Origin of the sequence: Nitrosomonas sp. Is37 (assembly GCF_033063275.1) — a bacterium.
Taxonomy (GTDB): Bacteria; Pseudomonadota; Gammaproteobacteria; order Burkholderiales; family Nitrosomonadaceae; genus Nitrosomonas.
Genome location: NZ_JAWJYP010000007.1, coordinates 53292 through 65167, shown reverse-complemented (window position 1 = coordinate 65167; position 11876 = coordinate 53292). Strand labels below are relative to the sequence as shown.

General features: G+C 52.9%; 7 protein-coding genes. All 7 read right to left on the bottom strand.

The window, feature by feature from the left end:
- Positions 1-52 precede the first annotated feature (52 nt).
- The 7 genes from ppk2 to R2Q26_RS04890 all read right to left on the bottom strand — a co-directional run bounded on the left by ppk2 (position 53) and on the right by R2Q26_RS04890 (position 11787).
- The gene (gene ppk2 / locus R2Q26_RS04920; RefSeq protein ID WP_317535247.1) at positions 53-895 is read right to left on the bottom strand and encodes a polyphosphate kinase 2; all 843 of its coding nucleotides are present in this window, start codon (positions 893-895) and stop codon (positions 53-55) included.
- 27 nt (positions 896-922) lie between these two features.
- Positions 923-2641: a SulP family inorganic anion transporter gene (locus tag R2Q26_RS04915; protein WP_317535246.1), complete on the bottom strand. Its 1719-nt coding sequence runs from the start codon at positions 2639-2641 to the stop codon at positions 923-925.
- Positions 2613-3824: an acetate/propionate family kinase gene (locus R2Q26_RS04910; RefSeq protein ID WP_317535245.1), complete on the bottom strand. Its 1212-nt coding sequence runs from the start codon at positions 3822-3824 to the stop codon at positions 2613-2615. The genes R2Q26_RS04915 and R2Q26_RS04910 overlap by 29 nt, the downstream gene beginning before the upstream one ends.
- Positions 3821-5989, bottom strand: coding sequence for a glycogen debranching protein GlgX (gene glgX, locus R2Q26_RS04905; protein WP_317535244.1), 2169 nt, complete (start codon positions 5987-5989; stop codon positions 3821-3823). The genes R2Q26_RS04910 and glgX overlap by 4 nt, the downstream gene beginning before the upstream one ends.
- An 11-nt stretch (positions 5990-6000) precedes the next feature.
- The gene (locus R2Q26_RS04900; protein WP_317535243.1) at positions 6001-8520 is read right to left on the bottom strand and encodes a glycogen/starch/alpha-glucan phosphorylase; all 2520 of its coding nucleotides are present in this window, start codon (positions 8518-8520) and stop codon (positions 6001-6003) included.
- A gap of 103 nt (positions 8521-8623) precedes the next feature.
- Positions 8624-9379, bottom strand: coding sequence for an LOG family protein (locus tag R2Q26_RS04895; RefSeq protein WP_317535242.1), 756 nt, complete (start codon positions 9377-9379; stop codon positions 8624-8626).
- Positions 9380-9390: 11 nt separating this feature from the next.
- A complete protein-coding gene (locus R2Q26_RS04890) occupies positions 9391-11787 on the bottom strand; it encodes a phosphoketolase family protein (protein WP_317535241.1) in 2397 nt (798 codons plus the stop codon).
- Positions 11788-11876: the final 89 nt, after the last annotated feature.

The following is an 11876-nucleotide window of genomic DNA, read 5'->3' as shown; positions in this document are numbered from 1 at the left end:
AATAGATTATGTAAATGCGCTAATTAAAAAAATACGTGTGAGCACGTAATATTCAATAAACCTCCGGAATCCAGCGCCGGTCGACCATGGTCGCCAGATCGTCATAAGCGTTCTTCGTGATACGCTTGGGTAGCTTGACTTTCTTGTGTGGTATAGGCTCGTAGGGGATCTGTTTCAGAAAATGTGCAATTAAATTCAGGCGCGCACGCTTCTTGTCGTCGGAGTGCACGATGTGCCAGGGCGCAAAATCCGTGTCAGTCGCTGCCAGCATTTCATCACGCGCACGCGAATAATCGTACCAGCGCTCACGAGAGGGCAAATCCATCGATGACAGCTTCCACTGACGCACGGGATCATCGATACGCGCGTGGAAACGACGCTCCTGTTCTTCATCACTGACCTCCAGCCAGTACTTGATGAGATAGATGCCATTATCCACGATTTGCTTCTCGATAAACGGACACAGTTCCAGAAAACGGCGATGCTGAGCTTCGGTACAAAAACCCATCACATGTTCGACACCAGCGCGGTTGTACCAACTGCGGTCAAAAATGATGATCTCGCCTGCTGCAGGAAAATGCGCCATATAACGCTGCATATACATCTGCGTTTTCTCACGATCGGAAGGAGCTGGCAAGGCAACAACTCTGAACACGCGTGGACTCACACGTTCAGTGATCGCCTTGATAGTGCCCCCTTTACCAGCTGCGTCGCGCCCCTCAAACACGAGGATAATGCGCTGTCCAGTAGCGATTACCCAATTCTGCACGACGCACAATTCTGCCTGCAGATCGCGCAACAACTTCTCGTAATTCTTACGCTTGAGTTTGGATCTATCCTCATCGCGCGTATTCGCATTCTTCTCTGGAGATTCATGGGTACGCGCCTTTTTCATGATCATCACTCCTTTCATTAATAGTCATCAATTGCCATCATCCGGAACTCCGCCGTGTGCCTCCCGCTCCAGGATAGTCTCGACTGCAGAATGGACGGAAAAGAAAATATTCTCTGCACCAATCTTCTTACCCAGCCCCATTGGTTGACTGTACTTACGCATATACAGTTTCGGTCGGGCAACTACTAGACGTACGCCGCGGCTCTGCAGCTCGGTGATCAGATCATCGATAGCCTGTGTGCCGGTAATGTCCATCTGGCTGATGGATTCAGTATTGAGCACAAACCAGCGTGGTTTGGATTCAGCGTCATCTACCAGAGACAATATTCGTGCCTTGAAGTAATCGGCATTAAAAAACAGCAGTGGAGCATCAAAGCGGTAGATGATCATACCCGGGACCGGTCGTGCATCCTCTGACAAACTGAGATCATTGTAGCCTTCCATCCTTGGAACAATACCCAACAGCGTATCTGCAGGCCGATAAATCTTAATGAGCACATGCAACAGCGCCAGCAAAATCGCGATCACTACCCCCGGCAGAACGCCAATAATCAGCACTCCTACCATTGTCAATAAAGATAAGCCAAACTCGAAATGATCAATCGTACGCAATCGCCTCATGCCCACCACATCCAGCAAGCCCCATGCAGAAAAAATTAACACCGCAGCCAATGCTGGTACTGGCAAGTGCCCCAGCGGCTGCGTCAAAAACAACACAACCCCAGTAGTGGTCAGTGCAGCAACCACGGATACTAATTGGGTCTTGCCACCGCTCGCATCATTGACTGCTGTACGCGAATCAGCGCCGGTAATGGCGAATCCACCGCACAGGCCCGATGCTATATTGGCTAAGCCGAATGCACGCATCTCCTGATCAGCATTGATGCCATAGCCATTGCGCGCAGCAAAGCTTCGTGCTGTGAGCATGCCGCTGGTGAAGCAAACGATGACCAAACCGATCGCGCTCATAAAAATAGTCTGCACACCCTCATAGCCGAGACCGGGCAGAACAAATGACGGCAGTCCGGACGGTACCTCACCAACCAATTTGACCGAACGAGTATCCAGTCCTATCAGGAACACTATCAGACTCGCGACCAGCAGTACGATCAGTGCCGCTGGCGCCCGTGGGACGTAGCGTCGTGTCAGGATTAGCAGCGCCAGAGTGGCGAGTCCCACGCCCAAGCTGTAACCATGCGTCTCGCCAAGGCGTCCAGCCAGCTCCAGCAGTGATGGTCCGAAATCCCGGTTCACCACCGCGACACCAAACAGCTTGCCCAGTTGTCCGGCGATGATGCTGAGTGCAATACCGTTGAGATAGCCGATCAGAATTGGCCGTGAGAAAAAATTCACGATGAAACCCATGCGCGCCATCCCACCGAAAACCATCAACAGGCCCGCCATGATCGCCAGCGCAGCTGAGAGCTTCAGGTAATGTTCCAGATCGCCCCCTGCCATCGGCAGCAGCAGCGCAGCAATCATCGCACAGGTAGCTGCATCCGGCCCGAGCACCAATTGTCGCGATGAACCAAGCAAGGCATAAACCAGTAATGGCAGGATACTCGCATAGAGACCGACTTCAGGCGGGAAGCCCGCGAGGTTAGCATAGGCGATCGCCGTGGGCACCTGTACCGCAGTGACCGAGAATCCAGCAACCACATCACGTGTTAACCACTCTTTGCGGTACTGGCGCAAATCACGCAGCAGAGGTATCCAGTCACTCAACTTGTCCGCCGCCCTTTCCATGGTTTATCAGCGCCAGCGTATGGCGCGCGATCATCAATTCTTCGTTGGTGGGTATAACCCAGACTGAGACCCTGCTGTCCGCTGACGAGATACACGGACCACCACGCACATTGGCAGCGGCATCGATCGATACACCCAACCAGGCACAAGCTTGCAGGATACGCTCACGGATCACCGGTGAATGCTCGCCAATTCCGGCTGTGAAAACCATGCCATCCACTCCGCCAAGCACCGCTGCAAGGGCTCCGATCTGTTTGACGGTATAATGCACGAAATACTCAACCGCCAATTCCGCGCGTGATTCGTGGCTTTCCAGCAGGATACGCATATCGTTGCTGATGCCGGACAATCCAAGTAAGCCAGATTCCTGGTATAACAGCTTTTCCAGTTCAGCACTCGATAAGCCGCACTGATTGGTGAGATGTAGTAACACCCCTGGATCGAGGGCACCTGGTCGCGTTCCCATCGGAACCCCATCAAGTGGCGAAAAACCCATGGTCGAATCTACACTCTTGCCTGCTTGCAGTGCGCACAGACTCGCCCCATTGCCGAGATGGGCCACGATCACCCGCCCATCCGCAATCTTGGGCGCGATCTTCGGCAGCATCGTTGTAATGTATTCGTAGGAGAGACCGTGGAAACCGTAGCGCCTCACCCCGGACTCATAATATTCCCAGGGTAATGCATAAAGATCAGCAATCTGCGGGTGGGCGCGGTGAAACGCGGTATCGAAACACGCAACCTGTGGTACCTGCGGCTGCTTTTCACGTATTGCACGTATCGCTGCCAGATTATGTGGCTGATGCAGAGGGGCGAGCGGAATCAATTGCTCCAGCATTGTATGAATCTCTGTATTAATCAGCACAGGACTGGAAAATTGGGTGCCACCATGCACCACGCGATGCCCAACGGCAAGCAGCGACTCATGTTGCAAGCGCTCACGCAGCCAGGTACCGACGAGCGAAATTGCGTCCCCCACTGTGGCAACTTCCGAAATGGTAAAATCGGATTCAACGAGCATAGTACCTGTACTATTTCTTGCTTTCAGACATGGACGAGTACCGATACCATCCATCTGTCCGCGCACAACCAGTTGCAAGTTTCCGGCATCATCCACGCGAAACACTGAAAATTTCAGACTGGATGAACCCGCATTGACAACCAGAATAATACTGCTGTTCATGTACGTGCCTCGAGCACAACCACACTGCGTGGCCTCACCGGGCAGGATTCTCCAGTTATTGGCATCTGATTCTCGCGAACAAGGATATCCGCAGGGGAAGATTGGGCAGTGTCGATTGCCAGATGCCAACATCGGGCACGCAAGGGCGGTAAAGGCGCATCCAAGGACTGGTCCGACATATTCAGTACTACGTGCAGGTCCTCTTCGTCCTTGCGCTGACCGTCAATAGTAAAAGCAAGTATACGCGCCTGTGGATCATACCAGAGTGGTTCGTTGAGTCTTACTCCGTGCCAAGTGATATCCGCGCAATCGCGGCCGGGCATCGGTGCGCCAGTAAAGAAGCGATTGCTGGTAAGGCTAGGATGGCGCCGACGCAGCGCAATTAATTCACGTGTATAACGCAGCATGTCGCGGTTCTGCTCGGTAAGCCGCCAATCAAACCAGTTTAACTCATTATCCTGACAATAAGCGTTGTTGTCACCATGTTGCGTATGCAGCACTTCGTCGCCGGCTAGCAGCATAGGCACACCACGCGATAGCATGAGAATGGCCAGTAGATTTTTCGCCTGCTGCCAGCGCAGCTTGCATACTGCTGGATCGTCGCTCTCGCCCTCGACACCGCAGTTCCAGCTAAAGTTATCGTTGCTGCCATCGCGATTGTCCTCTCCGTTGGCCTCGTTATGCTTGCTGTTGTAGCTCACCAGATCGTAGAGGGTAAATCCGTCGTGGCAGGTGATGAAATTGATACTGTTGGTCGGCTTACGCTTGTCGTGGGCATAGAGATCGGCGCTACCAGAAATGCGTGTCGCCATTTCACCAATGAGCCCGGGATCACCACGCACAAAGCGACGCATCACATCCCGGTAACGGCCATTCCATTCAGACCAGGCCATGCCAGGAAAAGCGCCAACGTGATATAAGCCAGCTGCATCCCAGGCCTCAGCGATCAACGGAACCTGGGAGAGTATGCGCGAGGACTCAATAGCCCAGGGCAGGGGTGGATTAGCCAGCGGCAAGCCATTGTCTCCGCGTACAAAAACACTGGCAAGATCAAAGCGAAATCCGTCCACCCCCAGTACCTCCACCCAGTATTCCAGACAATGCACGATAAATGCAGTCACCATCGGATGATTGCAATTCACGGTATTGCCGCAGCCAGTAAAGTCAAGGTAACGGCGTCGGTCAATGGCATCAAGGTGGTAAAAAATGTCATTGGCAAGGCCCCGAAAATGGATCACTGGTCCAGTTTCTCCACCCTCCGCCGTGTGGTTGAAAACCACATCGAGCAGTACACAGATATCAGCCGCATGCAAAGCATCGACCAAGTCGCGAAACTCCCGAGTGGCGCGCACTGGATCGATGCAATAGCCAGGATGCGGCGCCCAGAAACTATGCGTGCTGTAACCCCAATAATTGTGCAACCCACGAGCTGCAACACCAGGCTGAATATCCTGCGTGTCAAAGGCCATCACCGGCAAGAGCTCGACGTGAGTCACGCCAAGCGCCTGCAGATAGGGAATCTTTTCCTTGAGCGCAGCAAAAGTGCCTGGGTAAGCCACCCCGGAGGAGGGATGGCGGGTAAAGCCACCCACGTGCAGCTCGTAGATCACCGCCCCTTGCAGGTCGGTCTGCTTGCAGCGCAACGTTGTATCGGTTGAGATCCGAGGGAGCGGTTCGGCAACAATGGCACGTAAGCTTTTCGAGTCGCTATCCTGCTCACTGCAGGCACGCTTGCGATCCCACAGCGTATCGCTCACCGCCTGCGCCCAGGGATCGATTAATTCTTTGCCAGGGTAGAAACGCCTTCCAGTCGCGGCAGTATCGCTGGGTCCATCCATGCGCCAAGTGTAATGCGTCCCGACTGGCAGCCCCTCGACGAATACATGCCAGAAAAAAAAATTATGGTTATGTTCGGGATCGAGGAGAATTACCTGAAATGGCATTGGACTGTCTGCAGCAGCATACAACAGCAGTTCTGCCCGGTCTGCATGTCGACTAAAGATGCAGAAATTCACACCTTCTGCGCTGACAGTAACACCGGATGGAAAGCGGCTTCCAGGCCTAATCGTAAAAGGCGGCGAAGTCTTATGGTAAGTCGCCGAGGCCAGGTTGGTTTCGTCTACGTTACTCTCCGCTTGTATGCTCCCTTTATTTTGTGGCTGCATGGCAACCTACCCTATAATTTCACCGTCACGGCTTGTACGTTCCAGATTTCGTCACAATATTCGCGGATAGCGCGGTCAGAGGAGAATTTGCCACTGCGTGCGGTATTGAGAATGGACATTCGTGTCCAATTTTCCTTATCCTGCCATGCAGCACTTACACGCTCCTGGCACGCGACATAGGTGGCGTAATCAGCCAGTACCAGGAACGGATCAGAATAGATCAGGTTATCGACAACAGGGCGAAATACTTCGGCATTCCCGCGGGAAAAGTGTCCGCTGTTGATGAGTTCCAGTACTGCGCGCAATTCAGGATTACTGGCAACATAGTCAGCCGGGCGGTGCCCTTCACGCTTAATCCGCTCTACCTCCTCGGCGGTAAGGCCAAACAGGAAAAAGTTCTCCGCTCCGACCTCCTCGCGTATTTCCACGTTGGCACCGTCGAGTGTACCAATGGTGAGCGCACCGTTGAGCATAAACTTCATGTTGCCGGTACCGGAAGCCTCTTTGCCGGCAGTGGAAATCTGTTCCGACAGATTGGCAGCCGGGTAGATAAGCTGAGCATTCTGGACATTAAAATTGGGTACAAAAGCCACCTTCATGCACATATTTACATCTGGATCGGTGTTGATTGTCTCGGCCACGGCATTGATGAGCTTGATGATACGCTTGGCCATGAAATAACCGGGTGCAGCTTTACCACCGAAAATAAAAGCGCGCGGTGGAATCTTGAGCGCTGGATTCTCTTTCAGGCGACGGTAGAGCGTAACGATATGCAACACGTTCAGATGTTGGCGCTTGTATTCGTGAATACGCTTAACTTGGATATCGAAAAGCCAACTTGGATCAAGCTCGATTCCGGTATGTGCGCGGATGTAGTCGGCCAAGCGCTTCTTATTGGCTTCTTTGACCGCACGCCACTCACGCCGGAATGCAACATCATCGGCCTGAGCTTCGAGTTGGTGCAACTGCTCCAGATCTACCGGCCATTGCTCGCCAAGCGCCTCATTGAGCAAAGCGCGCAATCCTGGGTTAGCGAGTGCTAGGAACCGGCGCGGCGTGACGCCGTTGGTCTTGTTGCCGAAACGCTCCGGCCACATCTCGTAGAAATCCTTTAGCACACTTGCCTTGAGCAAATCAGAGTGCAATGCGGCGACGCCGTTAATAGCGTGACTGCCGACGGTGGCGAGATGCGCCATGCGCACGCACTTCTCACCCTCTTCACCGATCAAGGACATCCTTGCCACACGCGCATCATCGCCTGGAAAACGTGCACGTACCTCATCAAGGAAATAACGGTTAATTTCGTAGATGATTTCCAGATGTCGCGGCAGCAACGCCTGGAACATCGACAATGGCCAAGTCTCCAAGGCCTCGGGCAACAGCGTGTGGTTAGTGTAGCCGAAAGTTTGAACAGTGATAGCCCAAGCCTTATCCCAGTCCAGTTGCCGTTCATCCACCAGTAAGCGCATCAGTTCGGCTACCCCGATGGATGGATGCGTATCGTTGAGCTGCACAGCATAACGTTGCGCAAAATTCTCTATCGGCACGCCAACAAGATCCAAGATGTGAAGCATGTCCTGCAGCGAACAGGAAACGAAGAAATATTGCTGGCCCAGGCGCAGACGTTTGCCGATCTGCGGCTCGTCGTTAGGATAAAGCACCTTGGTTACTGTTTCAGAAATTACTTTGTCATCCACCGCCTGGTAGTAATCACCGATGTTGAAAGCCTGGAAGTTGAAAGATTCAACCGCTTCGGCACTCCACAGCCGCAAGGTGTTGCAGTTGTTAACATCATAACCCTGGATCGGCGTGTCATAGGCAGTGCCCTTTACCACCCGATACGGCACCCAACGTATACGATCGTTACCCGCTACATCGCGGTAATGTTCAGTGTGGCCACCCCAATTGACATAGTAAACAACTTCGGGTTTTGCAATCTCCCACGGATTGCCATAGCGCAACCATTTGTCTGTTATTTCTGTCTGCCAGCCATCATGAATCTCCTGGTCAAAGATGCCGAATTCATAGCGGATACCATAGCCAATGGCCGGGCGTTGCAGCGTTGCCAGTGAATCGAGATAGCAGGCAGCGAGCCTTCCCAAGCCGCCATTACCCAATCCTGGCTCCTCCTCACACTCCAGGACGGTATCGAGATCCTGCCCGAGTTCAGCCAGCGCAGTACGGGCCTCTTGTTCGATGCCGAGATTCAGCAGATTATTACCAAGATGCGGCCCCATGAGGAATTCCGCCGAGAGATAGCAGACGATCTTGCGGTTGAGATCAAAATAGGTCTGGCTGGTATTGATCCAGCGCTGCTGCATGCGATCGCGCACCGCCAGGGCGAGCGCATAGTAATAATCATGCGGTGTCGTAACCACCTGCAAGCGACCGATGGAATAGCGCAGGTGATCGGTTACGGCTTGTTTGAGTGCAGCGGCCTGCATACCAGTGCGGACATCCAACTCTGCAAGACCTTTTGTGGTGACTGGTGCAGCAGTTTTTGCTTGTTTCAAGGGTACTTTGCTGTCCATGATTGTTGATTCCTCTCAAAGTCATTCTGTGCTTTACTCGTTTTCGGTTATTCTCGTTTTGTAGCAAAATTCTTCTCAATAAACATACATCCACTCGGCTACTTCAGGGTCTGATTTCGGTAGTCCTGCTTCCGGCATGTTCGGCTAACCAGTGCGCATAGTGTTCCCGCACAATGGCAATCGCTTCATCGGCGGTATCCACACAGCATGGAATCTTCATATCTTCGGCGTTTGCCAATTCGAATCCGGGACGTAACATCATCTGCGTCGCCCAGTCGACCAGTCCTCGCCACATCGGACCAGTAAAAATTAGCGGCGTATCATGCAGATGCCTCACCTGCAATAGCTGCCAAATCATCGTGGATTCGAGCACGGTACCGATGCCGCCCGGCGCCACAATGAAAGCATCGGACAGCAGTACGAAGTGGTGCAAACGAGTGAAGAATGTCTGATGCTCGAAAGCTTCCTCAACGAATGGATTAACCTCTTGTTCAAACGGCAGCTTCACACGGATGCCGATGTTGTGCACCCGCTCCGGCGCTTTGGCCGCTTCCGCACCTTCGTTGGCGGCCTGCATCAGGCCCGGTCCCCCACCTGTCACAATATCGCAGCCCATAACCGCCAGTGCTTCTGCCATGCGCTTAACCTCTTTATATACCCAGTGTCCAGGTTGAGTGCGCGCCGAGCCGAAAATCGTGACGCGATAGTGCTCGCGCCTGGAAGGGCGCAGGCGGGTTAGATTATTCACCGCCGCCCATAGACCGAAGATCGTCTCAACGAGGATGCGCTTCACCGCCTCCTCGTCAGCCAAACTAACAGTTGTCGGACCTGTAATGGATGATGAGGATTGCTTACTCATGTTACTTGGCCTCAATACGGCCATACCCAGTTGGTGAACTCATCCTTGTCGGTACCATGCTCATGCGCATAAGCCAAATTGAGGATGATCTGATTCTTCATCTGCTCTTTCAAATGCGCCGCCTTGGCAGCAAGCCCAGGAACCCGATCAATGACATCGATCACCAGCGTAGAACGGTCGGTCTGATTCAAGATCGCAAGCTCTAGCGGAGTATTGATGTTGCCGCGTTCTTTGTAACCCCGCACGTGCAGATTTTCGTGGTTCTTGAAGCGGTAAGCGAGTTTGTGAATCAACCAAGGGTAACCATGGAAATTAAAAATTACTGGTTTGTTGGTCGTGAAAAGGCTGTCGAATTCCCGGTCGGTTGAACCGCACGGGTGTTCAGTTATCGGTTGCATTTTGTAGAGATCCACCACGTTGACAAAGCGTACTTTCAGATCAGGAAGATGCTCGCGCAACAAAGCAGTTGCCGCCAGCGCCTCCTGGGTAGCCACGTCACCGCAAGATGCCATCACCACATCCGGCTCCACCCCCTCATCGTTGCTGGCACGGCGCCAAATACCGATACCCTTGGCGCAATGCACGATCGCCTCCTCGATGGTGGTGAACTGCAAATGTTTCTGTTTGTCGGCGACAATGACATTGATGCAATCGGTTGAACGCAGACATTGATCTGCAATCACCAGCAAAGTATTGGCGTCAGGCGGCAGATAGATGCGGGTGACACTTGGACTCTTGTTAGTAACCAGATCGATGAAACCGGGATCCTGATGCGAAAAACCGTTGTGATCCTGTCGCCAAACGGTGGAGGATAAGAGTATGTTCTGCGACGCCACTGGAGCGCGCCATGGTACATGGTTTTTGGAGATATCCAGCCATTTGGCGTGCTGATTGAACATGGAATCGATTACGTGGGCGAAAGCTTCGTAGGTATGAAAAAAGCCGTGCCGGCCAGAAAGAAGATAACCTTCCAGCCAGCCAATCAGAGTGTGCTCGGAGAGCATTTCCATCACCCGTCCATCACGGGACAATTCGCCGCCATCAGCATCCTCAGGCAATAGCTCCGCCATCCAAACCTTCTTGCTCACCTCATAGATCGATTGCAGGCGGTTAGAAGCCGTCTCATCGGGGCCAAAGACGCGAAAGTTGGTCATATTGTTGCGCATTACATCACGCAAAAACTCTCCGAGTGGTTTGGTATTCTCATACAGCACCTTGCCGGCCTGTTTGACCTCCACCGCATAGTTGCGGAAATCCGGTAGTTTGAGATCCTTGCGCAACAGACCACCGTTGGCATGCAGGTTGGCGCTCATGCGTCTCTGTCCCTGTGGGGCGAGCTCACGCAGTTCCGACATGAGCCGGCCGCTCGCATCAAACAGTTCTTCTGGCTTATAGCTGCTCAACCAGTCTTCCAGCAGCTTTAAATGCGCGGAATTGGTCCGCACATCCGAGAAGGGTACTTGATGCGAACGCCAGGAACCTTCAGCCTTGTGACCATTGATCTCTTTCGGACCCGTCCAGCCTTTTGGCGTGCGCAGCACGATCATGGGCCAACTCGGCAACTCAGCCTTGCCGCTCGCGCGCGCAGCTTTCTGGATAGCGCGAATCTCGCTAATGACAGTATCGAGCGTCTGCGCCATTGCCTGGTGCATGGAATCGGGATCGTCACCTTCTACAAAATAGGGTGTGTACCCATAGCCGTGGAAAAGCGCCGCCAGTCGATCGTGACTGATGCGTGCGAGGATGGTCGGATTAGCAATTTTGTAGCCATTGAGATTCAAAATTGGCAGTACTGCACCATCGCGGATGGGGTTAATAAACTTGTTCGAATGCCAGGCGGTAGCAAGTGGTCCGGTCTCGGCTTCGCCATCACCCACTACGCAGGCAACGATGAGATCCGGGTTATCCAGACAGGCGCCATAGGCATGAGACAGGCTATAGCCCAGCTCGCCGCCCTCATGAATGGAGCCAGGTGTTTCCGGTGTAACGTGCGAGCCAATTTGACCGGGGAAGGAGAATTGTTTGAAGAACTTGCGCAACCCCTCCGTGTCTTCACTCTTGTCAGGATAAACCTCAGAATAAGTGCCTTCTAGATAGGTAGGCCCGATTACACCCGGCGCCCCATGTCCAGGTCCGGCCATAAAAATCATGTCAAGGTCGTCACGTTTGATAACTCGATTAAGGTGCAACCAGACGAACGATAAAGCCGGGCTTGCACCCCAATGGCCAAGCAGTCGATGCTTGACATGCTCGATCTTGAGCGATTCCTTGAGCAGGGGATTGTCACGCAGATAGATCATGCCCACCGAAAGATAGTTGCAGGCGCGCCACCAAGCGTTCATCGCGCGCAACTCTTCTGCACTGAGCGGATTGCTGGCAGTTGTAGGTCTTTGTCCGGTATAGTTCATTATCAGAACTCCTTTAAAGGGATACTACAAAAAGCCTATATAAATATCCTTGCAAAAAAAATACGTGCGAACACGTAGGAATAACTCAA

Coding starts and splice junctions, on each gene's coding strand:
- ppk2 (WP_317535247.1), bottom strand. CDS start 895: ATGAAAAAGGCGCGTACCCATGAATCTCCAGAGAAGAATGCGAATACG.
- R2Q26_RS04915 (WP_317535246.1), bottom strand. CDS start 2,641: ATGGAAAGGGCGGCGGACAAGTTGAGTGACTGGATACCTCTGCTGCGT.
- R2Q26_RS04910 (WP_317535245.1), bottom strand. CDS start 3,824: ATGAACAGCAGTATTATTCTGGTTGTCAATGCGGGTTCATCCAGTCTG.
- glgX (WP_317535244.1), bottom strand. CDS start 5,989: ATGCAGCCACAAAATAAAGGGAGCATACAAGCGGAGAGTAACGTAGAC.
- R2Q26_RS04900 (WP_317535243.1), bottom strand. CDS start 8,520: ATGGACAGCAAAGTACCCTTGAAACAAGCAAAAACTGCTGCACCAGTC.
- R2Q26_RS04895 (WP_317535242.1), bottom strand. CDS start 9,379: ATGAGTAAGCAATCCTCATCATCCATTACAGGTCCGACAACTGTTAGT.
- R2Q26_RS04890 (WP_317535241.1), bottom strand. CDS start 11,787: ATGAACTATACCGGACAAAGACCTACAACTGCCAGCAATCCGCTCAGT.